Raw genomic sequence first — 26,101 nt, forward strand, 5'->3', positions numbered from 1 at the left:
CCGAAAACCTGGGATCACCCATAGGTTTTCGAGCCGGTCCGCTTGAGCAAGTTGCTAGAATGCTTTCAATTTCCGACCGGCATCCACATTGGAAGACGGATGGAAAATGAGAGCTTTCGGTCTCTCAACAAGAGCTATCGGGGGGCACACGGGTTTGGAAATTAACAAAAGTTATGGCAATCATAACGAACATTAATACTCACGCGTAGCGTGAGGTGGCTTGGAAAAAATAACTTATATTCCAAGCCTTTATAACTCTAACTCTAACTCTGTATTTTATTCATTCGCCGCGGGTGAAAAAAAAGTGATGGCGCATCCGTGTTGGCTGCTATTTGAATCGCCCGAAAACAAGCCTGTTTTGCATCATATTGATATTAAATGCGCCAAAATGAATGGCGAAGACTGATTTCCAAATCGTTAGACCCCATCAATCGAGGGCGAACATCAACGCCCGATTCAGGCTTCTCTGAATGATCGGGTGAAGTAATCCGTCAGCGGTTTGGTGAGATAGCTGAGCGGTGACCTATCACCCGTTTTAATGAAGGCTTCAACCGGCATGCCCGGCAACAACGTCTGATCGCCAAGCTTAAGAACCTCACCTTCAGCGGGAATTAGCTCGACCTGGAAGTAAGCAGCGCCCGAAGCCTCATCCACCAGAACATCCGCAGACAGATTTGTGACAAGGCCAGTAATCTCGGGCGTCAGACGCTGATCAAATGCGGCAAATCGTAAGGTCGCGGTCTGTCCGATCTTGATCTGATCTACGTGAATTGGCTCCACTCGGGCAGACACCACCAACTGCTGGCCTTGCGGAATGATATACATGATAGGGTCCGCCCGGTTTATCACCGATTGCAGGGCAAAAACCCGTAATCCAAATACGATACCATCGACCGGGGCGCGTACATCCGTCTTGGACAGCGTCTGCATCATACTCAGACGGCGCTGAACAAGTTCGACTTCCTGAATCTGAAGATCTCGAAGGGTAGAAACGGCCTCTTCACGCAGCCTTGTTGTCAGTGCCACCTTCTGGATTTCCAGTGCAGCTATTTGCCCGCTGAGTTGGGCGATAGTCGCCCTTATGCTGCCGATTTCACCCATGATGCGCGCGTCTTCTCGCTGTAAAGCTGAAACGCGGGCAGCCGGTGCCAGACCCTTCTCGAACAAGGTGCTGCTGTCGGATAGTTCATCCACAATCAGGGTCTGTTGCCGTTCAAGGGCCCCAAGCTGTGCCCTCGATCCATCAATCTGGTTTTCCGTCTGGGATATCTGCTCTGAAAGCTGCTCGGTATTATGTCTTAATGTGTCAGCTCGGACCTCAAAAAGCCTGCGCTGCCCCTCAATCAGCTTTTTGATTTCGGGATACTCCTGAGCAAAAACCCTCAGATCTTCTGACACCGTCAGATCCGTCAACCCATCCCGTTCTGCCTGCAAACGGGCCTTTCGCGCCAAAACTTCAAACAGCTGCCCTTCGATGATCGCCAGCTCCGAGCGTAGCTGCCGGTCATCCAAACGCAGAACCACATCGCCGGCAGCTACGGGATCACCGTCTTTGACATAGATTGCACCTACAACTCCGCCTTCGGGGTGTTGAACAACTTGCCGGTTGGTCTCGACCTGGATTGTGCCCGACGCGATGACAGCCCCTGCAATTCGCGCCTCTACGCCCCAATATCCCAGCACACCAACCAGCAGGCCAAGAGTGACTGCGCCGACGATGATCGTTCCCGTCGCTTTCCATTCATCATGTGTTGACTGGTTCATGCCGAAACTGCCTTTGCATGTGCTCTCGTGATGTCTTCTACATTGCTGACCATGGATTTGAGGACTTCGTCACGAGGCCCATCCGCACGAACTCGGCCAGCTTCTATTACAACAAGGCGATCACATTCGGAGATAGCCGTGGGGCGATGGGTCATGATGATGGTGGTGCGACCATCGGCCTTAAAGTCACGAATGGCGTCGTTCAACGCCTGAGAGCCCTCATTGTCCAAGGCCGAGTTTGGCTCGTCCAGAAGCAGCAGCACAGGATCATTATAGAACGCCCGCGCCAGCGCAATACGCTGCCGCTGCCCGCCCGAAAGCTGACTGTCATCGCCTTGCACGATCGTCTTGTATCCGGAAGGCAAGGACAGGATCATCTCATGAGCATTTGCCCTTTTGGCGGCTTCAACAACCTTGTCTTCATCCGGGTTAACGGACATGCGTGCGATGTTCTCTGATACCGTTCCGGAAAAAAGAGCAACATTCTGTGGAAGATAACCAATGTATGAGCCCAGATCGTCCGGATCATACTGATCAAGGGTTGCACCCCCCAACCGAACCTCACCCGCGGTCGGTCGATGTAGTCCCAACAGTGTCTTGGCGAGCGTGGTTTTACCTGAACCACTGTTGCCGATGACACCCAGCACCTCTCCATCACCCAGATAAAATGAAATCCCCTGCAAGGTCGGTGATTTAGTCCCAGCCGGGATCACTGTCACACCATTGAAAGAGATATTCGCGTGCGGGCGGGGTAAGACGTGGGAAGTCTCTTCAGGTGGCGTTGTTTCCAGCAACTGACCCAGAGAGGACCAGGCCCCTCTTGCCCGCTGAACCATACCCCACTGCCCAAGCGCTTGCTGGATCGGGGCCAGAGCGCGACCCAGCAAAATCGAACTGGCGATCATCGCCCCGCCGGTCGCCTGGTTCTGCAAGACAAGGTAGGCCCCCAGCGCAAGCATTGCAGATTGTAGAAAAAGCCTGAATGTTTTGCCAAACGACGAAAAGAAACCCGTCCAATCCGTGGAATGAATGGATTGATTCAGTGCTTCGATGCGCATTGCATCCCAGCGCTCGGTGATATCGGTGCTCATGCCCTGTGCACGGACAATTTCCGCCGAGTGGCGCGCCTGTTCGGCAAAGCTCTGGGCTTGTTGGCCCGCCTGTTGTGCCGCAAGTGTCTTTGAGTTGGTAAACCAGTTATTCAGCAACGTCGTCAAAATCAGAACGCAGCTGCCAAAAACAGCCATCCAGCCCAGCCACGGATGGAAAACAAATATCGCAGCGATGAACAATGGGGTCCAAGGAATATCGAACAAAGCCACCATAACCGGGGAAGTGAACACCGTGCGAACGCTTTCGAGATCCCGAAGGCCGCTGGACGGGGCCGCCCTTTCCTTCGGTGAAATGCCGCGTTTCAATACGGCTGCAAATACCCGACGATCCAGTGTTCGCTGAAAGCGCGCGCCAAATCTCGCCAGAATCCGACTGCGCGCATAGTCAAGGACGGTCATCAGTCCGTAGAGCACAACAACCAGTAGAAAAAGCGCCAAGAGGGTTTCTTCGGATCCTGACGCCAAAACGCGGTCATACACCTGCAGCATGAACAACGGACCCGTCAACATCAGCAGATTCACAAAGACGCTAAAAATGAATACTGCCCACAGGAATCTTGCCCCTGCCCGGCGGGCGTTCTTCAACTCGTTCACTCCGGGGTGCGCCATCATCACGGTCCTGTATCGACATCAAAATCTGAATTTGCCGGTCGACACTGGTGGGCATCGATACGGCCGAACGTCTTTCGCGTTCAGAAAGATCGACGTAACGATCGTCCTTCCCACGCAGTTCTATCAAACATCTAATGATCCGATCCGCAGTGACCAGCAATCTCGGTCACAATAGCTTCAAATGTCAGGATAGTTATAATTAGAACAGCAAATGTGGAATAATTCTCTTTATTTATCTATATGTTAGAGTGAATCCAGTTCGATCGCCGCGATCCTGATCACGTTCGATCACACAATTGTTCAAACCCGTTTGCTGTAACTCCATGCCGACGCGATCAACGAGAGAGCCGCTTGCGCAAAGCATACACCGGATTGGACCCACAACCCTCATTGGGAACACAGCGTCGAACTAGGGATCCCGAAATGATTCCGAAAAAAACCTTCCCAGATTGGCAAGAAGACGTGCCAGGTTTGATTGCTTGTGAATGCCATGCCCTTCGTCGGCGAACATCAACAGTTCATGCTCGATACCCAACTGTGCGAGATCACGGTTCGCACGCCAGGAATTTTCCGGAGAAACATTGTTGTCGCACAATCCATGCACAATCATCAGATTGCCTCTGATATTTGTGTACTCGGTTCGCAAACTCCCCTGCGCATAGACTGAGGGCACTTCATCAGGCGTTCCCCCAAGCATTTCGGCGTTATAATCCCGGATGTGAGGCATCGATATGTTCTCATAGTCGAAAAAGAGGTCGCTCATCCCGCATATCGAGCATGCAGACTGGACCAAATCACTCATGCGCGTAATGGCAAACCAGGCTGAATATCCGCCAAAAGAATGCCCAGCCACACCGATCTTGTCTGGATGCGCTATCCACTTGTCGATCAGCATCTCAATAGCGCAACGGATATCTTCCTGTTCTCGCCCCCCCCAACCAGTTTCACGGATCAGGTTGCGGAACTGCATACCAAAACCGGTCGAGCCACGAAAGTTCGGGTCCAGAACGGTAAACCCCGTTGACGTCAAGTACTGAATGACCGGGTGCGCCCTGTCCCGGCTCATTGCAGTCGGCCCTCCGTGAACCCATACGATCAAACCACGACTTGCCTCTTCAGGTTGGTAAAGCCAGCCCTGTACGGGCTCTCCATCCGAAGAAGTCCAGTTCACTGATTGCGCGGAGGTATAACTGCGACCCTGTTTCGGCCTGTCACAACTGTTAAGTACGCTCAGAATCTGCCCAGTCGCATCTGTTCGCACCAATTTTTCCGAGCTCAAAGCGCTATTGATCTGCACAATCCAATCGCCACCTTCTAGCCTGTCCAGAGGATCGGTGCTGAAATCGGATGAACCGAATTTGGTTTCTTCGCCCGTAGCGACGTTAAGGACAAAAGGATGCGTCCTACCGTTGCGATACGCGATCACCATGATCTTGTCGGGTTCACCGGTTAGGAACGCATCTTCGATGTTGCGATCCGGATCGTCGATCAACCACCGGAGTTTTCCGTCGCTCGAAAGCAGTCCGAGCCGATCATGTGAATCCGTCTCGGTCAAAATCAATATGTCGCCTTCTGAGCCGAACCATTTCCCTGACGCCTTCCGCTGATGTCCCGGGTCGAACACACACCTATCGTTGCTACCGTCCCACTCCACGACGCATACACAACGCCCACGAGGATTTTCATCATTGCGATGATACAGAACGCTCTGACCACCCAAGCCAATCGATGGCGCGTCTTTATTAATGCGTGCCGTGCATGTCAGGACACGTCGAGCGTCGGTTGCTGGTCCAAAGACCTGAAACACAGAACCTGAAACAGCCTTACCGTTGGTATCACAATTGGCATTCAGGAGGATCTCGTCTGATTGAGGATGAAAACAGGCGCCAAAGATATAATGATCTTTCTGCGCAGGTGTCAGCGGTTCCAGTGAGCTCCCGCCCGAGGTGTTCAGCAGAAATAACCGCTCATGCTCATCACTGGCTATGGACTGACGCAACAGTACGCGCGATCCATCGTGGCTGATATCCGCAACCCTGTAGTGATCGTCACCATTGGTCAGCATCTGTGGTTTGGACGAACCGTCCGTCGATACAATCCAGATATTTGCGGTCTCTGTTATTCCTGCCCATGCCCAGACCAGCCACTTTCCATCACCTGAAACACGTGGGGTCCAGATAGTTGGGTAGCTGGCCCAAATTTTTGCCAAATCATCGAAAATTTTTTGGTTATCTATCATAAGAAGAACAATCCAGCTAGTCGACGCCAAGAACATCGTGGAGCGGAGCTAGCATGCGTGATTTCGCGATCAAGGATGCCTTTGTAAACTAGCTGTGAGTTGCAGATGGAGGCCAGTTCGAGGGCCCGTTCTATCCAGTCAATCTAATTACCGAATTGGCCAAATAAATTTTGTTTGGCTCGAATTTTTATGTCACCTGCTGTCTTTGCCCAGATTGCGGGTAAGATATCCGACGGCAAGATGAAGCAGGACCGAGAAAACCCCAAGGGTCAGCATCGCGGCAAACATCAGATCCGTCTTTGCTCGCCCGTTTGCCAGCAGCATTAGATAGCCCAACCCACGAGACGCTCCGACCCATTCGCCGATCACCGCGCCGATGGGAGCGTAGACAGCCGCCAATCTCAGCCCCGAGGCCAGCGACGGCAACGCTGCCGGAACGCGGATACGCCAGAGGATGCGCCAAGGGTTTGCCTGCATGGTCCGGGCCAGGTCAAGATATCCCTGAGGTGTGCGCATCAACCCGTCGAAGAATGCGGATGTAACTGGGAAATAGATGATCAGCACCGCCATCGCGACCTTGGACCAGAGGCCATACCCCAACCACAGTGTCAGGATCGGCGCCAATGCGAAAACCGGCAAAGCCTGGGTGAAAACCAGCAGCGGCTGAACCAGCACACGGGCCACTTTGGACAAGGCCAGTTGAATCGCCGTAACCACACCAAGACCCGCCCCAACAGCGAGACCAATCAACACTTCCATTGCCGTGACAAGAGTATGTTCGGCAATCACGGCGCGGTTCTGCCACCATGCCTCGGCCACCAGAACAGGACTTGGGAGGATGAATTTCGGCAAACCTGTGATGGACACTATGATTTGCCACAGAAGCAATGCGAAGATAGTGGCAGCAAGGCCCGGGGTGTATCTCATGCTGCTTGCGCTCGTAGGTATCGCAGTAGCGACGCCTGACATTCCAGCGTTTCCAGATCATCCACGGGTCGTGGGACGGGCGAGGGTGGATGCGGGAAATGGGTCAACCCATCCGAGGTCATCACGACGATGGCATTGCCCAGGCGGGCGGCCTCGGCCGGGTCATGGGTGACGATCAGAACAGTTTTCCCCTGTAACAGATCGGTCACCAGGTCCTGCATTGCAGCACGGGTCTGAGCATCAAGCGCCGAGAAGGGCTCATCGAGCAGAATGACGGGTTTATCCTCGATCAGCGTGCGGGCAAGGGCCACGCGCTGACGTTGGCCACCAGAGAGTTCGGCGGGCTTCTTGGTTGCATGGCCGGTCAGATCGACGCGGTCAAGGATTCGGCGCAACCGGTCGCTATCTGGCCTGTCGCCACGCAGGCGCGCGCCCAAAAGAATGTTCTGAGATACGCTCGCCCACGGTAACAGCAGGTCATCCTGCGCCATATATGCGACCCGGGGCGCGACGGCCAACTTGTCTGAGGCCGTGATGTCACCTTTAAACTCGGCTTCGGTCGGCAGGCCGGAAATCAGCCGCAAAACCGTAGATTTCCCCACACCAGATCCGCCCAACAGGCAAGTCCATTGCCCCGCCTCAAGGTTCAGAGTCAAAGGTGCAAAAAGCGTCTTGCCGTTGATTGATGCGCTGCCGGTGACCTTGATGCCGGGCGACTGGATCATGGGGTTAAACCCATCTGCCAGAAATTGACCTCTAACTCAGTCGCAATTCGGAACTTGTCGCAAAGGCGGTCCCACCGCGGTGAAGCGGTGAAATCCTCGCCCAGACGATGGATCAGGGCAGCGTCGAGCATGTCGGCCACTGCTTTGCAGACACCTTGGTAATTTTCCCCCCCATATGTGGCGATCCAGTAGGCATAGTCGTCAGATGTGCTCTCGGCTGCTAACCGCGTCCCGATCTCACCATAACCCAAAACGCAAGGTACAAGCGCCGCCAGCAGATCCAGCAAGTCGCCGCTATAGCCCGCCTCAAGCACAAAGCGCGTATAGGCAAGGTTCTCGGGCCGTTCGGCGGTGGCGAACAGTTCTTCCTGTGAGATTCCGGCGGCCTCACAAATGCCGATATGCAACTTCATCTCCTCGGCCACTAATGCGTTGACGGTGCCCACGGCAGTCAACATTTCCGCATGAGTTTCCGATTTCACCACTGCCAGTGCCCAGGCGCGCGAAAAGTGGATCAGAAATATGTAATCCTGCCGCAGATAGTGCAAAAACGCATCGCGGGGGAGGGTGCCGTCTTTCAGTCCCTCAACAAAAGCATGGTGGGTATAGTCCCGCCATGCCTCGTTTGCCTGATCGCGCATCAGCGCAAAGACGCGGCCATAGAGGTCGCTCATTTCGCCGTCACATCGATGGCGATATCATCCACCGGATTCAATGATGTGATCATGCCACTGTTAAGCAGGAACTGTTCGAACCGCGCATAGCGGCCCGCATCAAAACCGGCTGGGCGCAAGGCGAAACGTGGCAGGGTGTCGACCCAGGCCTTGGCGTTCAGCTCGTCCTGCAATTCAGCTGATGTGCCCGAGAATACCTCCCAGCTTTTTTCCGGGTTGTTGACGATGTATTGCGTTGCCTTTTCAGTTGCGGCGAGAAAACGCGCGACCATGTCGGCATCCATGCGTTCTGGGTTGGCGACATAGATCAGCTCGTCATATGAGGGCACGCCTTCTTCCTCGATATAAAAACAACGCCCCTCAACGCCTTCGATTTCCATCTGGTTCAGTTCGAAATTCCGAAACGCACCAATCACAGCGTCGACCTGACCGGACATCAGCGAGGGTGACAGCGAGAAGTTGACGTTGATCATCTCGATATCATCTGTGGTTACGCCATGTTGACCCAGCATGGCTTGCAATACGGCCTCTTCAACACCGGCGACCGAAAATCCGATCTTCTTGCCCTTGAGGTCTGAAAGTTGCGTGATCGGGCCGTCCTTGAGCACCAAAAGGCAGTTCAGGGGGGTGGCGACCAGCGTGCCGACTCGTTTCAGGGGCAGGCCTTCGTGGATCTGAAGGTGCAATTGCGGCTGATAAGAGACTGCGAGTTCGGCTTGGCCTGCGGCAACCAGGCGTGGCGGGGCCGAGGGGTCGGCGGGGGCGACGATGTCAACCTCCAGGCCTTGATCGGCGAAATAGCCGTTCTCCTGGGCGATGATGATCGGCCCGTGATCAGGGTTGATGAACCAATCCAGCAGCAAGGTCATCTTGTCTGCAGCCATCGCAGGCGCTGCGGCCAACAGAGCGATGGCAGTAATCAGGTGTTTCATGCAGTTTCCTTCCCGTTCGTTATGAGACAGAGGCAGCAACGAGGACGATCTCGCCGGGCCAGATGGATGTGATTTCTTCAGCCGCACGCCAGGCCCTGAGGCCTGTGGCGCAACACAGCGCAAGCCGGGTGCCCGCGGGTGGCAGGTTTTGTGCAAGGTCTTCGGCCCGCAGCCGTTGGGCCGAGGGGTGAAGCACGGCTGCCTCCTGGCGCAGCTCAATAATCCGGTCCTGGTCGGTCAGGTCCGACGCGGCGACAAAGCGGAACCATGCGTCGGGTTCCGGGGCGGTATCAAATTGGAAACCCGAGGCACGCAGGCTGCGCGCATCAAATTGCACCAGTTGCCCAAGTGATGAGGGAGTGAGGCCCAGAAGCACGTTCAGTGCCATTTGTGCCTGCATCGAACCGATCATACCGACAACGGGACCAAGCACACCGGCGGTATCGCAGCTTGCCCCGCTATCAGGAGCATCCGGAAAGAGAGCACGCAGCGAAGGCGCGCCACCACAGAACCCCCCGGCATAACCGCCAAATCCCAGCGCCGAGGCGCTGATCAGTGGAGTATTTTGAGCAAGGCAAAGATCGCTGAGAAGATAGCTCATCGCGAAACTGTCGGCACAATCCAGTACCAGATCGGCCTGTGTCAGCAGATCGGGGGCATTGGCCGGCGTTAGGCCATGTTCCTGCGATTCAATACTGATCTCACTGTTTATGGCGCGGCATCGATCAGCTGCAATGCGGGCCTTGGACTGGCCACAATCAGTCTCTGAAAACAGGGTCTGTCTGTGCAGGTTGGTTAGGCTCACCGTGTCACCATCGACAATCGTCAGATGCCCGATCCCCGCCCCCGCCAGCAGGGGCAGAGCAGGCGCCGCCAGACCGCCAGCGCCGACAACCAGAACCCGTGCCCGTGCCAGACGGGTTTGACCGTCCGCGCCAAATTCGGGCAGGATCATCTGGCGTATGTAGCGGTTCATCGTGTCGCCTCGATCCATTGCCGGGCACGCCCCTCGGGGTCGGCATTCAATGTGATGTCCGTCACCGCCGAGACGATATCGGCCCCCGCATCGAATACGCCTGCCGACCGTTCAACAGACATGCCCCCGATCCCGACCAGAGGCACATCGCCCACCCGCGCTTTCCACTCGGTGACCTTTGGCAAACCCTGTTGGTGCCATTTCATCTTTTTCAGAATGGTTGGATAGACCGGGCCAAGGGCAACATAGCCCGGGCCCATCGTCAGAACGCGTTCCAGCTCTTCACTGTCATGGGTAGAGACGCCAAGTTTCAAACCTGCCTTGCGGATCGCCACAAGGTCTGCCTCATCCAGATCTTCCTGACCCAGATGAACCCAGTTGCAGCCCAGATCAATTGCCGCCTGCCAGTGATCATTCACCACCAGAACCGCGCCATAATCGCGGCAAAGATCGCGCGATATGGCAATCTGATCCTGCACCACCGCATCAGGCTGATCCTTCATCCGCAATTGCACAAGCTTCACCCCCAAAGGCAGCATCTGACGCAGCCAATTGGAATGGTCGAAGATCGGGTAGAACCGGTCGAGCGTCATGACAGAAACGCCTTTCCAATCACGGGGGTTGAGGCTTCGGCCATGTCGCGCGCCGCAATCGGGTCGGCCTCATGCGCCAGCCGTCCGGCCTGAATCGCACCCATCATTGCGCGCGCCATCACCACCGGGTCCCCGGCGCGTGCCACAGCAGTATTCAGAAGCACCGCATCATACCCCAGCTCCATCGCGTGGGCGGCATGGCTGGGCAGGCCGATCCCTGCGTCAATCACCAAAGGCACATCGGGATATTCCGCGCGCATGGCCCGCAGGGCGTATTCATTGTTCAGTCCCCGACCCGACCCGATGGGCGCACCCCAAGGCATCAGTATCTCGCAGCCCGCCATCAGCAGACGCTCTGCCACGATCAGATCTTCGGTCGTATAGGGAAAGACCTGAAACCCGTCTTCTGTCAGAACGCGGGCGGCCTCGACCAATTGAAACACATCAGGTTGTAAACTATCGGTATGGCCGATCAGTTCCAGCTTGATCCATTTCGTGTCGAACACCTCACGCGCCATATGGGCGGTGGTGACGGCCTCTTTCACTGTGTGGCATCCGGCGGTATTGGGCAAGATCAACACCCCAAGGTCCTGAACGATCTGCCAGAACGCCTGTCCAGTACCCCCTGCGCCCTCGCGGCGCAAGGAAACCGTGGCAACTCCGGCGCCACTTTCGCGGACGGCCTGTTCCAATATCGCAGGGCTAGGATATTGCGCCGTGCCCAGCATCAGCGGGTTGGGCAGGTCAATGCCATAGAATGTTTTCATCATTATCCTCCCTGCATCGGTGCGACGACCTCGATGCGGTCCCCATCTTGCAAGACCTGGTGATCTCGCAGGACAGCGGAGATAAAATCTTCGTTCACCGCCGTCGCAACCCGACCGGAAAACCCGCATTCCGCCAGCAAATCAGACAGGGTGGAGGCCGCAACTTCGCGTGCCTCGCCGTTAAGCACGATCTTCATCGACCATCTCCGAATGTGTGTTGTTGAGTGCAAGATCCGCCACACCCCGCGCCAGGGCGGGGGCAAGCAGATAGCCGTGGCGGTAAAGCCCGTTGGCATAAATTGTGCGGCCCAGCCTGCGAATGCGCGGCAGGTTGTCGGGGAACGCAGGGCGCAGATCGACGCCGATCTCCAGCACTTCGGCCTCGCCAAAAGCCGGGTTAAGCGCATAGGCGGCGCTGAGCAGTTCCAGCATCGAGCGTGCGGTGATGCGGCTGCTGTCTTCGCTCTCGATCATTGTCGCACCCAGCATGTAAACTCCATCGCCGCGCGGCACGATGTAAAGCGGTATGCGGGGATGCAGCAGCCGGACCGGGCGGGTCAGGGTGACATCCGGGCAACGGATCACCAGCATCTCGCCCTTCACGCCGCGCAAGTCATACAGGACATCGCGCGCGAGTAACCCCCTACAATCGATGGCGTTTTTTAGCTGCAGTGGGGCCAATTTCTTGTGAAATATAACACCCTTATCCAACAGGCCGTCATACAGATCTTTCAGCGCATTGCGTGGATCCAGATGCGCTTCGGCGTCGAAGAACAGCCCCTTGGCAAAGCCGTGCAGACCGGGTTCAAGATCGGCGATCTCTGTCCCAACTTCGCGAAACCCTTCGGTCCGTCGTGCAAAGCGGCGCAGGTCTGGCAAGTCCCGGCGTGACGAAACCACGAGGGTGCCGCGCCGCTGCAACTTGGTCTTTTCCTTCCACCAACCGAAGGCCTCTTGCCCCAATCGCAACACGGGCTCCTCGGCGTTTTCAAATTCACACCAAGGCGCCAGCATGCCGCCCGCCCACCAGGAACATCCGTGCGGCCCCGGCGCACCGGACGGATCAAAAACCTGTACTTGGGCACCGCGCGCGACCAGCTCTGTCGCGACTGCAAGCCCGGCCACCCCAGCACCTAAAACAGACCAGAGAGTCACGCCTGCCAGAACCTGTGAAAATGGTGAACCGGCCCGTGACCGTGGCCCACATCCAGATCATCTGCCGCACCGATGGCTCCTTGCAGATACTCGTGCGCCTGACCGACGGCCTGTTCCAGAGGCAAGCCCTTGGCGAGACCTGCAGTGATGGACGACGACAAGGTACAGCCAGTGCCATGGGTATTATTGGTCTGATAGCGCGGGGCAGTGAATTCGGCCAGCACGCAGCTGTCTGATATCAGGATATCGTGGCACGTATCGCCTTTGGCATGTCCACCTTTCATCACCACCGCCTGCGCGCCAAGATCAACAAGCGCCCGGCCCTGCGCAACCATCTCTGCTGCTGATGCAGCTTCAGGCTGATCCAGCAGGCGCGCTGCTTCCGGCAAATTGGGGGTCAGTACCGTCGCACGTGGTAAGAGGACATCACGCAATGTTGCGACCGCGTCCTGCGCCAGAAGCGCATCGCCAGACTTGGCTATCATCACCGGGTCAAGCACAATCGGCCCATTGAAACCGACAATTGCATCGGCAACGGTTTCGATAGTCTCTGGTGTTGCCAGCATGCCAATCTTGATCGCACCAACATCAAGATCACCTAGCACCGCCGCGATCTGTGCCGTCACCATGTCAAGCGGTATCCCGTGCACTGCCGTCACCGCCCGGGTGTTCTGGGCAGTCACAGCGGTGATTACACTCGCCCCATAGATCCCAAGTGCTGACATAGCCTTCAGATCGGCCTGTATTCCAGCACCACCACCGCTGTCGGACCCGGCAATGGTCAATGCGATATGCGCCAAAACGGTGCTCCTTTGTCAAAGGGCACGGGAATGGAACTGTCTGACTGCGTAAAGACCGTTCCCTCCGCCGGCATTGCCCGGATCAGGTTCGATGGGTTTACGCTTACGCGAGTCTCAGCCCTGGCAGGGCACCCCAACGGTTCAGGGAACCGGGTAGCAACACCACCGGGCGAAGTCAAACAGGCTTTTTGGCAGGCTTTTCTGACAGGTGTATGTGGATCGCCCCGCCCGAAATTCATTCAACCAATTCGGCAGGTCGTATGGGTGGACAAAATTGACCCTCGAACACGCCTTTTCTGATCATCCGCACGAATTTGATGGGCATTGCTAAATTTATTCAGCCAAGTAAGTAGGTTGCGGAAGGTTGGAGCTGTTGGGCAATTGTTTCGGCAATGCATTCATCCCAGAGGTCGACAGCATCGGCTCAAGCAAAACCGTATGAGATGGCGGAGAGCTGATAGCGGCGGGGATGAAAGACAATGGTGATCTGATCGTGATTGGTAAGGTACCTGTGCGCCCGCCTTGGAAATTTGAAGCGCACTATTAGCTTTTTCACACTTGCTTGTGGGTATGTGCAATCCTACGATCCGATTGCTCAACCCTCTATGGCCTTGTTGATCCGCGCCGGAAGCAAGATCGCGGATCGCGCCTAACATAGCTTGGCAACCTATCCCTAATCACGACACTTCGATGACCGAACTGCAGAAGCAACCGCTTTAGACACCACCAAACCACGTTGGTATTGAACTGGGGCTAGACGAGAATTCCAAGGGCACCCCCATTCGCTTCCAACGCCTGTCAGAGTTCTGTTGCGATCTTTTGCCCATTGTCGCCTCCTGGTGCTGCGGGTGATAGGCAATCCGTATTGTTAGGTCGAAAGCCTGCTCAATATCTCCATAAAAGACACACCATTGAGTTCGCGGGGATAACGGAAGCCTTTTAGGCGAGGCATTTTGGTTGGGATTTTCATGATCTAGGGATAGCGCGGTCATACCAACTGAACAAATTGGCAGTACTGGTCAAAGATCTGCTCCATGAAGCCCGCGATTTGGAGGTGGTTGTAGCGGAGCAAACGCTGATTTCTGGGCGCTGGTTGGCCAATCGGGCGGAGAAGCTTACTTGCCTTTTCGACGCCGAGAAGAGGCCATACTCTGCTTCAACCTAAGGCGATGTCTACAGAAGTTCGCCGCTGTTCATTCTTCCGTCCACAACCATTTCAATCAGGCACGCCACTTCTACTCACGACCAATCTTCAAGCCGACCCGAAGCGCAATTCTTGCTGAGCGGTGCCAGCATTGATACACATAGGTTCACAAATTCTGTAGCACACTCAGACCGGCTCGAAACCGCCTGACACCACTCTCCTTGCTAATCAAAGTCATCATGCTTAAAGGGAATTGAATTATCTACGGCCTGTTGGTCGGTTAGAACAGAGCGGAGCGTCGATTTGAAAGCGGTAATTCTAGCAGGCGGGCTTGGAACTCGGATTAGTGAAGAATCTCACCTACGCCCAAAACCCATGATCGAAATTGGTGGATTGCCCATATTATGGCACATCATGAAAATCTATGGCGCTCATGGGATCACTGAATTTGTGATATGCTGCGGCTACAAAGGCTATTTGATTAAAGAGTATTTCGCGAACTACTTTCTGCATACATCCGATGTTACATTTGATCTCAAAGACAACAAGATGAAGGTTCACAACCGGTACTCGGAGCCTTGGCAGGTTACATTGGTCGATACCGGTCAGCTAACCCAAACCGGTGGCCGTCTAAAGCGTGTGAAGGAGCATCTGACCGAAACCTTTTGTCTTACATACGGCGACGGTGTGACGGACCTCGATATTACCAAACTTTTGGCCTTTCACAAAAAAACTGGCCGCCGCGCTACAGTTACCGCCTTGCAACCAGCAGCGCGGTTCGGAGCCTTGGAGATCGAGGGCGATTTAGTGACCCGGTTTAACGAGAAACCCGATGGAGATGGCTTCTGGGTGAATGGCGGGTTTTTCGTCTGTGAACCCGATGTCCTTGAATATCTCGACGGAGACGAAACCATCTGGGAGCGCGCTCCATTGGAAACTCTGGCGACCGAGCAACAACTTGCCGTCTTCAAGCATTCGGGTTTCTGGGCTCCGATGGACACGATGCGGGACCGTGATTACCTTGAAAACCTTTGGAAATCTGGCGATGCGCCGTGGAAGATCTGGTGATGAATGCGTTCTGGCAAGACAAACGCGTTCTGATTACCGGACATACCGGGTTCAAAGGTGCTTGGCTGGCGCTTTGGTTGACGCAACTCGGCGCTAAAGTCACCGGTGTTGCACTGGCACCGGACAGCCCCTTTTTTTCCTCTCTGGAGCTAGAGGATACCATCACCCATATTACTGGCGACATTCGCGATCCGTCTGTCTTGGCAAACGCCGTAGATTCGTCAGACCCAGAAATCGTTTTTCACATGGCAGCACAGTCTTTGGTACTGCGTGGATACAAAACCCCGATTGAGACCTGGTCCACCAACGTAATGGGATCGCTCAATCTGATGGAGGCGCTAGGCGATCTGACGGGTCCACGCGCCGTGGTCATGGTGACCACGGACAAAGTATATGCCAATGACGAACAAGCTCGGCCATTCCGCGAATCTGATCCTCTGGGTGGTCATGACCCTTATAGTTCCAGCAAAGCCGCGATGGAAATTGGCGTCGATAGCTGGAGAAAATCCTTTTTTGCCCAGACCGAAATCCGCATGGCTTCAGCGCGTGCAGGCAACGTCATTGGCGGCGGTGACTGGGCCGAGAACCGCATCGTGCCTGATATTGCCCGGGCCCTAAAGGCGGGTCTACCAATCAAAGTACGCAGCCCGAATTCTGTTCGACCATGGCAACACGTTTTGGAGCCTCTACGAGGGTACATGAGCCTCGCAGAAAAGCTATTCACGTCGGTAGATCCCGATGTCCAAAGCGCGTTCAATTTTGGTCCGCCCTCTGAGGGGGTCAGAACCGTCAAGGATGTTGTTACAACGGCTCTCTCCATGTGGCCTGGTAAATGGGAAGATACCTCCCAGAAATCTAATTCTGCCCATGAGGCTCAGATGCTCCGGCTTGCTACCGACAAAGCAGAGTCACTGCTTGGCCACTTTGCAAGGTGGTCTTTTGAAGACGGCATCCGCGCTACAATACATTGGTATCAGTCGGTCGCAGAGGGCCAGTGCCCGCGTGCAGTCTCCCTTAAACAGTTGCAATATTACGGTGAATCTTGAAGCTTATCCCTCAAGATATTGATGGGCTTTACGAAGTCCAGCTAACGCGCCATTCCGATTCCCGCGGTGCTTTTGCTCGTACATTCTGTGCCGAAGTTTTTGCGCAAGCTGGGCTGCCGACCAATTGGGCGCAGATGAATATGTCGCAAACCATTGGGGAAGGTACTTTGCGCGGTCTGCATTTTCAACGTGCCCCCATGGCTGAGGCAAAACTTATTCGCGCAACGCAAGGAAGGGTTTTCGATCTTGCGCTTGATCTACGTGAAGGTTCCCCGACCTTTGGTCAAAGCAGGGCTATCACACTGTGCGCTGAGGCTGGGAATGCTATCTACATTCCTGAAGGCTGCGCTCATGGTTTCCAGACATTGACCGAAACCGCGACATTACACTATTGCCACACTGCGCCATACGCACCCGAGCTGGAGGGTGGTGTGCGCGCGACAGACCCCGAGCTGGGCATTGATTGGCCACTGCCAATCGCGCTTATGTCGGAAAGAGATCAACACTTGCCTGCCTTGCTGGATGTGCGCCCCCTATGACCAATACCTGCCGACACTGTCAGTCTTCACGCACTATGGCGTTTCTTGATCTGGGCTATGCGCCACCATCAAACGATTATCTGAGCGCTGAAGCCCTTTCACATCCTGAAGTGACCTATCCGTTGAGGCTTTTCGTGTGCCAGAAGTGCCGCCTTGTGCAAACGGAAGACTTCTCGTCGGGCGAGGCGTTATTCACGGAAGAATACGCTTATTTTTCATCCACCTCGACCTCCTGGCTTGCCCATGCCAAGACCTATTGCGACTCAGTCATCGAACGGTTCTCTCTGGATGCCGCCTCCCATGTCGTCGAAGTTGCTTCCAACGACGGCTATCTGCTACGCAACTTTCAGGAAGCTGGAATCCCGTGCCTAGGTATTGAACCCACACATTCCACCGCTTCCGCAGCGACGGCAATCGGGATCACTGTTGTGGAAGAGTTCTTTGGTGAAGAGTTGGCAAAAGGCTTGGCCAAGTCTGATCTTGTCATCGGCAACAATGTCTTCGCTCATGTCCCCGATATTAACTGTTTTTCAAAAGGGTTGGCGGCCTGCCTGAAGCCTCAGGGTGTCGTTACACTCGAGTTTCCGCACTTGTTGAACCTTGTAACGGAAAACCAGTTCGATACCGTATATCATGAACATTTCTCGTACATTTCCCTTCTGTCGGCCGAGCGTATTTTGGCGGCGGCTGGGCTGCGGGTTTTCGATGTTGAACAACTGACAACTCATGGCGGCAGTCTGCGCCTCTTTGCCTGCCTTCAAGGAGCCAATCACACGCAAACCGGCGCCGTGAATGCCATGCGTGATCTCGAAGCGTCCCACGGAATGGATGACGATGCCTTCTACACCGGCTTCCAAACCAAGGCGGAAAAGGTTAAAGACGATTTTCTGCGGTTTGTGTTGGATGCCAAGGCAGAGGGAAAATCGGTAGCGGGATACGGCGCAGCCGCGAAAGGCAACACGCTTATGAACTTCGCAGGCGTTGGCCCAGACGCCATTGAATTTGTCTGCGATGCCGCGGAATTCAAGATCGGTAAATATCTACCGGGTAGTCACATCCCCATTCTGGCGCCAGACGAGCTACAGAACCGGAGTCCAGACTACCTAGTGATTTTCCCATGGAACCTGAAAACCGAGATTATGCAATCACTTGATTGGCTTGCGGGTACCCGTTTTGTGACTGCTGTGCCAGAGCTGAAAATCCTATGACCGACCGCATCGCATACGCCCGCCCCTCCATCACCGATCTCGAGGTCAACTATGCCACAGATGCTGCCCGCACTGGCTGGGGACCGAAATGCTATGACTACATTCACCGCTTTGAGGCGGCCTTCGCAGAATATGTCGGAACAAAACATGCTATTTCGACATCCAGTTGCACAGGCGCTATGGAGATGGGTCTGGCCGCGCTGGGTATTGGGCCAGGCGATGAGGTCATCCTTGCCGACACAAATTGGATCGCGACCGTAGCTCCCGTCATGCATCTCGGCGCGAAACCAGTTTTTGTTGATATCTTGCCTGACAGTTGGTGCATTGATCCTGATCAGGCTCGTGCGGCGATTACATCAAAAACCAAGGCCATCATCGCCACTCATCTCTATGGGAATCTATGCGAGATGGACGCGTTATCGAGCGTCGCAGACGAATTCAGAGTGCCGCTTATCGAAGACGCCGCCGAAGCGTTGGGTGCGCGCTATCGTGACATCCATGCAGGCTCGATGGGAAAATTCGGGACCTTTTCTTTTCACGGAACAAAAACCTTGACCACTGGCGAAGGCGGGATGCTGGTGACCAATGATGATGCCTTGGCAGATCGTATTCTGACGCTGTCCAATCACGGGCGCGACAAGGCGCAGAAGAAACAATTCTGGGCTGATACGGTCGGCTACAAGTTCAAGATGTCTAACATTCAAGCTGCAATAGGAATGGGACAGCTTGAACGCATTGAAGAACTGACGAACCGCAAAGCCGAGATACTTGCCGCTTACAAAGAGCGGCTGGTGCATCAGGGGCTGTCGATGAACCCTGAGCCCCTTCACACCCGCAACGGCGCTTGGATGCCGACGGTTGTTTTCGACAAGGCACTTGGTGTCTCCCGTGAGACAGCCTTGGCAGCATTTGAGGCCGCAAACATTGATGCGCGCGTATTTTTCTACCCGCTCTCCAGCCAGCCAATGTTCGTGGAAGCTCCCACCCCGCATGCGCATGATATTTGCGAGCGGGCACTGAACCTACCCAGTTACCACGACATGACCGAGGGGGACATTGATCGGGTTTGTCGGGTAATCGAGTCGTTGGCCGCTCGTTAGATCTTCACAATCTCGTCGATACGCCCGTTGATCTGAGCACCTTTGGCAAGCCCGCGAAACATGAACTCTTCGTACCCGCGATCTTTCATGGCCCGTATCGTGCGGTCGATGTCATACACGACTCTGTGCAGGGCAATCTGGCCTTCCGATAAGATTGCGTAAGCGGCGCGCGGGTCTCCATCGCGCGGTTGGCCAACCGAGCCTGGATTGCAAAATACATGCGTACCAAAGTCTAGAACGCATTGCACATGGGTATGACCCGCAAAGAGCCGTGTTACGCCTTTGGGAAACGTGTTGATCCCCACTTCATAGAGGTATTCATCGACATGATCCTGCGGACCCCCGTGGACAAACAAGGTTGTGCCATCCTGGATGCTGTCCAATGATCGGCTTAACCAAGCCACGCTGTCTGAACTCAGCTCCGCCAGATGTTTGTCTATGATACCTGCGACGACTTTCGAACGTTCGCAATTCTGCCCCGAAGTGACGTAGCTGTCGTGATTGCCCAGAATATTGCGCGCCCCTTCTGCCTTGAGCAGTTGAACGCATTCTTCCGGCTGACCGTTGTACCCAATGACGTCACCCAGACACACAAACTCGGTCACGCCTTTGGACTTCGCGTCAGTTAAAACCGCCTCAAGTGCGGCCAGATTAGCATGAATATCAGAGATCAGGCCCAGCATAACGTATCCGATCTGCGTTGTGACGCTGTGCAACGCCATCACGCAAGACAGGTTGCGCAGGCCGTTTCTGGTTCAGGTAAAGATCAATACACATCTCAGCTTCGTTGAACCCGAAAGCGGTTCGCAGGGAACAACTACTTGAAAACCGTGGATTGATTTCAAGAAGATAGGCGTCCTCACCTTCCATGCGGAATTGTAAGTTGGTCGGACCTAGCGGTTTGTAGTGACGCATTATTGTGTCAGTTGCTTTGGATACGGCCCCATTTTTGGCAGTCCTTGCCTCGCCGGTGTTGCCTGCGCGTGTCAATCGGCGCTGAAAAATAAGTGGGCCAATGTAGTCTCCGTCGCCGAAGCCAAATGTACCCACGGTGTATTCATCGTCGTCCGTACCAACAATCCGCTGCACCAGAAATTCGCCCGTGGATTTTCCACTCCAATAGTCAAAATCCACCACATCATGAAGCCGCGCAATGCCAACGGAGCCTTCCCCGGTGCTTGGTTTCAAAAGAAACGGCGGTTGCCCCAGCGCTGTACAGGCCTCTTCCCATGTGCCGCCTCCCGTTACCGAAGGAATGACTGGAAGTCCCAATTGCGCATAGTCGCCTGCAAATGCGGACTTGTTTTCGGTTAACGCGATAAGATGCGACGTGTTCAGGGCCAACGCTACTCCGAGGTCTTCGAAAAAGCTTCGATGGGCGTCAAGAAAAACCATGTCGATGCTGATACCCGGAATGATTAGTTCAATTCGATGATCCCGTACCAAATCTCTCCAGAACGTCAGATACGCATCTGAGCTTTCGTCCAGCATGGGTTTCAGTAAAATTTCATCGCACAACTCGGCGCCGTAAAGCGACATGCGCCGGTCAAGCCCGATCAACAACGACCGCCCCCCATCCCGCAGGCTACTCGCGATACCCTGGCCGATGAGGGCTCCTATGCCAGTGATCAAAATACGGCGGCGCGCGTTCACAAATCAGGTTCCATACAAACAGCTCTAATCATGGGACACTTCAACAAGAAGGCCAACACAAAGATCGGGAAAGTCAACGCCAACAGCCATCATCGCCTGCATGTTCTCTTCAAAGTTATCTAGCGTTTTGAGAACACCCAATGGAAGAGGCTTCAGATAAAGCCCTTCCTCATGTGTTACCTTGTACCCGGCTGCCTTGATGGCACTTCGCAACGTATCGCGACAAAAATTGCGTTGGTGTCCGAGCATTAAATCTGTTTCGTTCAGATCATAAATGTCCTCGATCATGCCCATTTCCAGCCCGAGACGCCGATTTAGCGATTTTGCATTCGGGACAGCAATCCAGATGCGCCCGTTGGGAGCAAGAAATTTCTTGTATCGGCTCAGAATGGAGACCGGATCATCTACGTGCTCCAGCACAAATCCCATGACAATCAGATCGAACGGATCGGTCGGCGCATAAGTTTCGAAATACCCCGCTTCCAATGATCCCGTATACCAGAGGTTCTTGGCCTGGAAGTTATCGATGACCTTCTGAGAGCCTTCAACGACGACGTGCTGGTCACACATCTTAGAAAAGAGGGGAACCGTGTAACCATGTCCCAATCCAAGCTCTAACAAACGCTTAACATGTCCTGCGCGCTCAAAAATCCTCTCGGGATACCACCGCATAATGAGATCATTCTCGATCTCGACACTTGGTGGCTGCAAATATTTCGAGGCGACGTCGTCTAGGTTTTCCATCAGATAGTCAGCCCTTTTTGAATACACGTTATGACAGGAAGAGGAATTTCCGGTCAGGGGTCTGCAAACTTGGAATTTCCTCAATAATCCGGCGCGCGTGACGTGGGTTCAGCCCCACCAGAATCGCAGCTGGCTCCGATCGCAACTCACGCGGTGAAATAACTGGAATACCATCAATTTTCTTGCCATGCAGAAACGTGTTCTGATCAAGAAAATGGCTGACGCGGCGAGGTTCTTTTAGACAGGAATAGATGAAATGGCCATAAATTCCGGCACCATAAATCACCAAGGGCATGTCCGCCTCAACGGCCCCCTCGAATGTGGTGATCCGCGTTTTGATATCGCCCCAAAAAGTAGCCAATTGCTTAGCGTCATCTGACCGGTTCAGGAATTCCGGTGGCGTTGGAGCCAGCGCGCCAGATGCGGCTAGCCGACCTGAAACGACATAGGCCGACGCATGAGCGTCAGGATCAATCTCGATGCTTTCGAACCCGCTATCTGCCATGAGACGCCACAAGGACGCCTTGGAAAAGTGATTTACGTGATCGGCGACCACGAAATCTGCCGCGTTTTGATACATGTCCGGCACGATAAAGTAGAAAAACCCACCTTCTTTTAGCAGCATGCTGACTTCAGCCAGTATCCGGTCCAGATGTGGGATATGTTCCAATGCGTAGAATGAAAGCACGACGTCCATTTGTCCTTGCCAACTCGGGTCAGGCGCATGAGTTGCCCATTTGGCCTTGGTTGGGAAGCGTTCCCAAAATGGTATGTATTTGTCTGTCACATCAAACAAATACGGCTCAATCTCTGGTATTTCTTCGCAAACAGACCTTAGAGTAGGAGCTTTGGCACAACCGTAATCTAGTACCTTACGATGTTTTGACAGATCAATTTTTGATATCAGCACATTCGCCTGATGTTGCGACCTATAAATTTCCTTACCATCCACGACGGCGTAAAGCTGATCATCGTCTTCGCTGTCGATATTGATCTCATATTCGGTGGAATAAAACGCTTCCAGATTGGGCAACTCATTGGTTTGAGCGTGTTGACAAACCTCACAGAAATAGACGGTTGTGCGACCCTCAATGAGACTGTTCATTGTGGTCAGGGATTTGGCTTCGCTGCTTTCAAAAATCGGAGCGCCAGATGGCGTGCCGCAGACATTACATGTTGTTGTCATACCTTACGTCTCGATAAAATGATCGGGGAACACCTGTGCGACGTCAGTACCGGACGTTACTGACGCTTTCCAACCGATTTTCTGCCCCACGGGATCGCGGTAGTTGAAAAAACGGCTTTGTACCGACCAGCGTGCTCTTCCTGCTCGATTCACCCCCGATCCATGAATCGTCAAGAAGTCCATTAACAATAAATCACCGGGTTCCGTCAGCGGGGCAGCTTGTTCGTATTTGCGAATAATCTCGTCCTCATCGTGCAGCCCAATCTGATATGCGCCTTGCTTGTCCGCGTAGTTCGCACCACGCGAGTAAACGCAAAGTCCGTCCCGATGGGATTTTGGAAGCACAATCACCGGACCATATTCAGCACTCACCGGCAAAAGCGGGGTCCAGAACACAATACCATCAATACTCTGAGGCTGGAACATAAATTCTTGATGCCAATGAGAGCGAAACTTATCTTCATATGGGACATCGATCCGAATGCCATAAGACTCCGCACCAATCCCCGAATGCGTGGTATTGCGCAGGCTACGAAAGAGAGCATCTGATCTCTCGTTACAAATTAAGCGCAGAAACGCCGGTATTTGCTTAACCAGATCGTAGATCTCGCCACCATAGTTACGGTTCCTTGCAATAAGGGTGTTGTAGCCTGCGTCGAATTGTTCAGGTGAAAATCGGGGGCGGTTCAGCACTTCACCATGTCGCTCCGCCACCAGGCCGATAATATCGTAGATGTCTTTTTGGATTGGCGTTATTTCATTGGTAACGTCGTAAAATCCCTTAACTATTAAATACCCTTCAGCTTCGAAGAATTTCCGGTCCGCTTCGGATAGGATCGCTGTCACGTCAAAGCTCCTTATGGCACAGGACTTCGTCTCTCATACCGTCTGAAAACCGTCAATACCAGACTGACAACACCTAATAGACGACGAAAAAACACGTTCTGTTAGGGATGGACGGATGAGTTGCAGGAATACGAATTGGTTGACCTGATCAAGGGACAGAATTGTAAGGGTGCATCGCGGCGGCTGTAGCGGAACTATGATTGGATATCACCGGCCTAAGCGAGAATGTTCTGATGTTTTGGAACTCTTACGGAATCAGAGACGTGCCATGGTTTGCCAGAGTCCGAAATCTTCGGATTCCGCCCCAGCCAAAAAGTGTACAGCATGCTCAAAAACGTGCCAGACCTACGCGACTGCTCTCCACAAAAAGACATTACTCACACAATGGGTGGTGACACGACCCGTAACAAAGCTTAAATGAGAGCGCCAGAGCATGGCAAATCACTTGAAAAATGCTGAAGGCAAATCATGACGTCAAATGACGACCGCAAAGAGTTTGAAGCACACAAGAAAAAGCAATGCTTGGCGCTTGGGCAAGACGAGCATGTTTTTCAGAGTTCAATTGCACATATGTTGCAACTTGATCCTTATGACTACTCCTATCTGTGGAGCTGGATGGGTGCACCCATCATTCAGATGCCTGCAGATGTGATGGCGACACAGGAAGTAATCTGGAACACCAAGCCCGATGTCATTATCGAAACCGGCGTGGCACGCGGCGGCTCGGTGCTGTTTATGGCATCTCTATTGCAGTTGATTGACAACGGTTTCGTAATCGGAGTCGACATAGATATCCGCGCTCACAACCGCGACACAATCACCAAACACCCGATGTCGAAACGTGTCACCCTAATTGAGGGGCCGTCGACCAGCGAGGAAACACTGGCCGCCGTGCGTGCCGAAATCCCTGAAGGCGCCAAAGTCATGGTAGTTCTAGACAGTGACCACAGCCGCGATCACGTTCTGGCCGAATGCCGTGCCTACGGCCCGCTGGTGACACCAGGGTGCTACATGGTTGTTGCAGATACGATGATCGGGCATGTCGCTCAAGAGGACAGCCCGCAAAATCGGTCAAAATCGTGGTTTGCCGGGAACGAGCCGTTATCGGCGCTTAGTGACTACATGTCAGAAGTTGATATCTTCGAAGTTGATCCAGTGTTGAACGGCAAGCTTGTGCTGTCATCTTCGCCAGGTGGGTACATTCGCCGCAAACCCGCATGACCACCGTTGTCATTTCGCAGCCCATGTATTTTCCTTGGCCAGGTTTTTTGGCCCAACTCGCGTTGGCTGATGTAGTTGTTTGGTTGGTAGATGCACAGTTCTCCAAGGGTTCGTTTACCAATCGGGTGCAGGTAAAGCTGCCATCAGGCACGTCCTGGCTCAGTGTTCCGGTCAAGCACACTGGCAGTAGCACCAAGATCGCCGATCTTACCGCCGCCAACCCCAGCTGGCTTGAAAGTCACGTTGCGAAACTCAAACAATCGCTGAAAGAAACACCCTATTTAGACACCGCATCGGCCTTAGTTCAAGGACTGGGGCGATACGATAACCTCTGCGACGCCCTGATTGCCAGCAGTGAAGATCTGGCATCCAATTGCGGAGTTGCACCCGAAAGCACCTACCTCAGCACTGATTTGAATATTGGGGGGCACGGGTCGGAACGGGTCATGCAAATCGTCCGAGAATTGGGTGGAACACGCTATGTAACCGGCCATGGTGCGCGAAACTATCTGGAACACAGGGAGTTTCAATTGGCAGGGATCGACGTCGAATACATGGAATACGATGTCAGGCCGTGGGGGCGAGCTGAAGATGATTTTTCGCCCTTCGTGACAGGCCTTGACCTGTTAGCACATGTGGGACCCTCTCAAGCTGCAAAGTATCTAAATCCGCGTACATGTCACTGGAAAGAGTTTCTTTAAAACCCACATCAGACATAGGCGTCCTTGCATTCCAGTGTATTTCGCGCGGCCTCTGTGAGGGATTCGTTCAAAATGCTCGGCCAAACCGCCGCACAATCCTTTGTCATGCCCGAACGGGTAAGTAGCACTCATCGTCGCCACTGGTTGTGAGACAAGAGCTCCCGCCAAGGTTGCGTCAATCGAGCTGAGAATTCGTGCTTGCCTTTTTGACGACGAGAACGGGTGATGCTCCGCTTTAGGCAAATGCAATGTTTGCAGAGATTCTGCATCCGTCCTTTCTTCGATCCACAACCACTTCAATCGGGAACGATGCCTCTGTTCAAGAGACAGCTTCAATTTTAGTCGAATCGCCGCTTTGCTGAGTGTCGC

25 protein-coding genes, 2 pseudogenes and 1 riboswitch are annotated in these 26,101 nt (G+C 53.9%); of the genes and pseudogenes, 9 read left to right on the top strand and 18 right to left on the bottom strand.

What is annotated here, in order from left to right:
- Positions 1 to 456 precede the first annotated feature (456 nt).
- The 13 genes from Q1B46_RS16770 to thiD all read right to left on the bottom strand — a co-directional run bounded on the left by Q1B46_RS16770 (position 457) and on the right by thiD (position 13,276).
- Positions 457 to 1,764, bottom strand: coding sequence for an HlyD family type I secretion periplasmic adaptor subunit (locus tag Q1B46_RS16770; protein WP_299949735.1), 1,308 nt, complete (start codon positions 1,762 to 1,764; stop codon positions 457 to 459).
- Entirely contained in the window at positions 1,761 to 3,485 is a 1,725-nt protein-coding gene (locus tag Q1B46_RS16775) for a type I secretion system permease/ATPase (protein WP_299949737.1), read from the bottom strand. The genes Q1B46_RS16770 and Q1B46_RS16775 overlap by 4 nt, the downstream gene beginning before the upstream one ends.
- A gap of 412 nt (positions 3,486 to 3,897) precedes the next feature.
- Entirely contained in the window at positions 3,898 to 5,727 is a 1,830-nt protein-coding gene (locus Q1B46_RS16780) for a prolyl oligopeptidase family serine peptidase (RefSeq protein ID WP_299949739.1), read from the bottom strand.
- 192 nt (positions 5,728 to 5,919) lie between these two features.
- Positions 5,920 to 6,654, bottom strand: a complete 735-nt coding sequence (locus tag Q1B46_RS16785; RefSeq protein ID WP_299949741.1) for an ABC transporter permease — start codon at positions 6,652 to 6,654, stop codon at positions 5,920 to 5,922.
- Positions 6,651 to 7,379, bottom strand: a complete 729-nt coding sequence (locus Q1B46_RS16790; RefSeq protein WP_299949743.1) for an ABC transporter ATP-binding protein — start codon at positions 7,377 to 7,379, stop codon at positions 6,651 to 6,653. The genes Q1B46_RS16785 and Q1B46_RS16790 overlap by 4 nt, the downstream gene beginning before the upstream one ends.
- A complete protein-coding gene (gene tenA, locus Q1B46_RS16795) occupies positions 7,376 to 8,053 on the bottom strand; it encodes a thiaminase II (protein ID WP_299949745.1) in 678 nt (225 codons plus the stop codon). Before tenA ends, Q1B46_RS16790 begins: the two co-directional genes overlap by 4 nt.
- Complete coding sequence (locus tag Q1B46_RS16800; RefSeq protein WP_299949748.1) at positions 8,050 to 8,985, bottom strand: ABC transporter substrate-binding protein; 936 nt, start codon at positions 8,983 to 8,985, stop codon at positions 8,050 to 8,052. The genes tenA and Q1B46_RS16800 overlap by 4 nt, the downstream gene beginning before the upstream one ends.
- A gap of 19 nt (positions 8,986 to 9,004) precedes the next feature.
- Positions 9,005 to 9,961, bottom strand: coding sequence for a HesA/MoeB/ThiF family protein (locus tag Q1B46_RS16805; protein WP_299949750.1), 957 nt, complete (start codon positions 9,959 to 9,961; stop codon positions 9,005 to 9,007).
- Positions 9,958 to 10,554, bottom strand: a complete 597-nt coding sequence (locus tag Q1B46_RS16810) for a thiamine phosphate synthase (protein WP_299949751.1) — start codon at positions 10,552 to 10,554, stop codon at positions 9,958 to 9,960. The genes Q1B46_RS16805 and Q1B46_RS16810 overlap by 4 nt, the downstream gene beginning before the upstream one ends.
- Complete coding sequence (locus tag Q1B46_RS16815; protein ID WP_299949753.1) at positions 10,551 to 11,321, bottom strand: thiazole synthase; 771 nt, start codon at positions 11,319 to 11,321, stop codon at positions 10,551 to 10,553. The genes Q1B46_RS16810 and Q1B46_RS16815 overlap by 4 nt, the downstream gene beginning before the upstream one ends.
- Positions 11,322 to 11,323: 2 nt before the next feature.
- Positions 11,324 to 11,518 carry a sulfur carrier protein ThiS gene (gene thiS, locus Q1B46_RS16820; protein WP_299949755.1) on the bottom strand — a complete coding sequence of 65 codons (195 nt, stop codon included), beginning with the start codon at positions 11,516 to 11,518 and terminating at the stop codon, positions 11,324 to 11,326.
- The gene (locus Q1B46_RS16825) at positions 11,502 to 12,476 is read right to left on the bottom strand and encodes an FAD-dependent oxidoreductase (RefSeq protein ID WP_299949757.1); all 975 of its coding nucleotides are present in this window, start codon (positions 12,474 to 12,476) and stop codon (positions 11,502 to 11,504) included. The genes thiS and Q1B46_RS16825 overlap by 17 nt, the downstream gene beginning before the upstream one ends.
- Complete coding sequence (thiD, locus tag Q1B46_RS16830) at positions 12,473 to 13,276, bottom strand: bifunctional hydroxymethylpyrimidine kinase/phosphomethylpyrimidine kinase (protein ID WP_299949759.1); 804 nt, start codon at positions 13,274 to 13,276, stop codon at positions 12,473 to 12,475. Before thiD ends, Q1B46_RS16825 begins: the two co-directional genes overlap by 4 nt.
- Before the next feature lie 42 nt (positions 13,277 to 13,318).
- Positions 13,319 to 13,422, bottom strand: a riboswitch (TPP riboswitch).
- A 935-nt stretch (positions 13,423 to 14,357) separates the two neighbouring features.
- Here thiD and Q1B46_RS16835 point away from each other — a divergent pair.
- The 6 genes and pseudogenes from Q1B46_RS16835 to Q1B46_RS16860 all read left to right on the top strand — a co-directional run.
- Positions 14,358 to 14,575, top strand: a pseudogene (locus tag Q1B46_RS16835) (IS6 family transposase); the annotation flags it as partial.
- 148 nt (positions 14,576 to 14,723) lie between these two features.
- Entirely contained in the window at positions 14,724 to 15,488 is a 765-nt protein-coding gene (gene rfbF, locus Q1B46_RS16840) for a glucose-1-phosphate cytidylyltransferase (protein WP_299949761.1), read from the top strand.
- Positions 15,473 to 16,534, top strand: coding sequence for a CDP-glucose 4,6-dehydratase (gene rfbG / locus Q1B46_RS16845; protein ID WP_299949763.1), 1,062 nt, complete (start codon positions 15,473 to 15,475; stop codon positions 16,532 to 16,534). The genes rfbF and rfbG overlap by 16 nt, the downstream gene beginning before the upstream one ends.
- Positions 16,531 to 17,073, top strand: a complete 543-nt coding sequence (locus tag Q1B46_RS16850; protein WP_299949765.1) for a dTDP-4-dehydrorhamnose 3,5-epimerase family protein — start codon at positions 16,531 to 16,533, stop codon at positions 17,071 to 17,073. Before rfbG ends, Q1B46_RS16850 begins: the two co-directional genes overlap by 4 nt.
- Positions 17,070 to 18,281, top strand: coding sequence for a class I SAM-dependent methyltransferase (locus Q1B46_RS16855; protein ID WP_299949767.1), 1,212 nt, complete (start codon positions 17,070 to 17,072; stop codon positions 18,279 to 18,281). Before Q1B46_RS16850 ends, Q1B46_RS16855 begins: the two co-directional genes overlap by 4 nt.
- On the top strand, positions 18,278 to 19,381 hold the full coding sequence (locus Q1B46_RS16860) for a DegT/DnrJ/EryC1/StrS aminotransferase family protein (protein WP_299949769.1): 1,104 nt from the start codon (positions 18,278 to 18,280) through the stop codon (positions 19,379 to 19,381). The genes Q1B46_RS16855 and Q1B46_RS16860 overlap by 4 nt, the downstream gene beginning before the upstream one ends.
- Here the strand turns inward: Q1B46_RS16860 and Q1B46_RS16865 are convergent.
- From Q1B46_RS16865 to Q1B46_RS16885, 5 genes are read right to left on the bottom strand one after another with little or no spacing between them, the layout of a single operon-like run.
- A complete protein-coding gene (locus Q1B46_RS16865) occupies positions 19,378 to 20,064 on the bottom strand; it encodes a metallophosphoesterase family protein (protein WP_299949771.1) in 687 nt (228 codons plus the stop codon). The two genes, Q1B46_RS16860 and Q1B46_RS16865, sit on opposite strands and share 4 nt — an antisense overlap.
- Positions 20,045 to 21,034: an ATP-grasp domain-containing protein gene (locus Q1B46_RS16870; protein ID WP_299949773.1), complete on the bottom strand. Its 990-nt coding sequence runs from the start codon at positions 21,032 to 21,034 to the stop codon at positions 20,045 to 20,047. Before Q1B46_RS16870 ends, Q1B46_RS16865 begins: the two co-directional genes overlap by 20 nt.
- A 24-nt stretch (positions 21,035 to 21,058) precedes the next feature.
- Entirely contained in the window at positions 21,059 to 21,778 is a 720-nt protein-coding gene (locus Q1B46_RS16875; protein ID WP_299949775.1) for a class I SAM-dependent methyltransferase, read from the bottom strand.
- Between the two features lie 28 nt (positions 21,779 to 21,806).
- Positions 21,807 to 22,964, bottom strand: coding sequence for a class I SAM-dependent methyltransferase (locus Q1B46_RS16880; RefSeq protein ID WP_299949776.1), 1,158 nt, complete (start codon positions 22,962 to 22,964; stop codon positions 21,807 to 21,809).
- Between the two features lie 3 nt (positions 22,965 to 22,967).
- A complete protein-coding gene (locus Q1B46_RS16885) occupies positions 22,968 to 23,810 on the bottom strand; it encodes a phytanoyl-CoA dioxygenase family protein (protein ID WP_299949778.1) in 843 nt (280 codons plus the stop codon).
- 468 nt (positions 23,811 to 24,278) lie between these two features.
- Between Q1B46_RS16885 and Q1B46_RS16890 the strand changes: the two genes are divergently transcribed.
- From Q1B46_RS16890 to Q1B46_RS16900, 3 genes and pseudogenes are all read left to right on the top strand, one after another.
- Positions 24,279 to 25,031, top strand: coding sequence for a CmcI family methyltransferase (locus Q1B46_RS16890; protein ID WP_299949780.1), 753 nt, complete (start codon positions 24,279 to 24,281; stop codon positions 25,029 to 25,031).
- The gene (locus Q1B46_RS16895) at positions 25,028 to 25,732 is read left to right on the top strand and encodes a WbqC family protein (RefSeq protein WP_299949782.1); all 705 of its coding nucleotides are present in this window, start codon (positions 25,028 to 25,030) and stop codon (positions 25,730 to 25,732) included. The genes Q1B46_RS16890 and Q1B46_RS16895 overlap by 4 nt, the downstream gene beginning before the upstream one ends.
- 177 nt (positions 25,733 to 25,909) lie before the next feature.
- A pseudogene (locus Q1B46_RS16900) lies at positions 25,910 to 26,090 on the top strand (IS6 family transposase); the annotation flags it as partial.
- Positions 26,091 to 26,101 lie beyond the last annotated feature (11 nt).

The sequence above is a fragment of the uncultured Ruegeria sp. genome, from assembly GCF_947500045.1.
Lineage (GTDB): Bacteria > Pseudomonadota > Alphaproteobacteria > Rhodobacterales > Rhodobacteraceae > Ruegeria.

Excerpts from the sequence above, each read along its gene's own strand:
- Q1B46_RS16770 (WP_299949735.1), bottom strand. The coding sequence starts at position 1,764 with ATGAACCAGTCAACACATGATGAATGGAAAGCGACGGGAACGATCATC.
- Q1B46_RS16775 (WP_299949737.1), bottom strand. The coding sequence starts at position 3,485 with ATGGCGCACCCCGGAGTGAACGAGTTGAAGAACGCCCGCCGGGCAGGG.
- Q1B46_RS16780 (WP_299949739.1), bottom strand. The coding sequence starts at position 5,727 with ATGATAGATAACCAAAAAATTTTCGATGATTTGGCAAAAATTTGGGCC.
- Q1B46_RS16785 (WP_299949741.1), bottom strand. The coding sequence starts at position 6,654 with ATGAGATACACCCCGGGCCTTGCTGCCACTATCTTCGCATTGCTTCTG.
- Q1B46_RS16790 (WP_299949743.1), bottom strand. The coding sequence starts at position 7,379 with ATGATCCAGTCGCCCGGCATCAAGGTCACCGGCAGCGCATCAATCAAC.
- tenA (WP_299949745.1), bottom strand. The coding sequence starts at position 8,053 with ATGAGCGACCTCTATGGCCGCGTCTTTGCGCTGATGCGCGATCAGGCA.
- Q1B46_RS16800 (WP_299949748.1), bottom strand. The coding sequence starts at position 8,985 with ATGAAACACCTGATTACTGCCATCGCTCTGTTGGCCGCAGCGCCTGCG.
- Q1B46_RS16805 (WP_299949750.1), bottom strand. The coding sequence starts at position 9,961 with ATGAACCGCTACATACGCCAGATGATCCTGCCCGAATTTGGCGCGGAC.
- Q1B46_RS16810 (WP_299949751.1), bottom strand. The coding sequence starts at position 10,554 with ATGACGCTCGACCGGTTCTACCCGATCTTCGACCATTCCAATTGGCTG.
- Q1B46_RS16815 (WP_299949753.1), bottom strand. The coding sequence starts at position 11,321 with ATGAAAACATTCTATGGCATTGACCTGCCCAACCCGCTGATGCTGGGC.
- thiS (WP_299949755.1), bottom strand. The coding sequence starts at position 11,518 with ATGAAGATCGTGCTTAACGGCGAGGCACGCGAAGTTGCGGCCTCCACC.
- Q1B46_RS16855 (WP_299949767.1), top strand. The coding sequence starts at position 17,070 with ATGACCAATACCTGCCGACACTGTCAGTCTTCACGCACTATGGCGTTT.
- Q1B46_RS16860 (WP_299949769.1), top strand. The coding sequence starts at position 18,278 with ATGACCGACCGCATCGCATACGCCCGCCCCTCCATCACCGATCTCGAG.
- Q1B46_RS16865 (WP_299949771.1), bottom strand. The coding sequence starts at position 20,064 with ATGCTGGGCCTGATCTCTGATATTCATGCTAATCTGGCCGCACTTGAG.
- Q1B46_RS16875 (WP_299949775.1), bottom strand. The coding sequence starts at position 21,778 with ATGGAAAACCTAGACGACGTCGCCTCGAAATATTTGCAGCCACCAAGT.
- Q1B46_RS16880 (WP_299949776.1), bottom strand. The coding sequence starts at position 22,964 with ATGACAACAACATGTAATGTCTGCGGCACGCCATCTGGCGCTCCGATT.
- Q1B46_RS16890 (WP_299949780.1), top strand. The coding sequence starts at position 24,279 with ATGACGTCAAATGACGACCGCAAAGAGTTTGAAGCACACAAGAAAAAG.
- Q1B46_RS16895 (WP_299949782.1), top strand. The coding sequence starts at position 25,028 with ATGACCACCGTTGTCATTTCGCAGCCCATGTATTTTCCTTGGCCAGGT.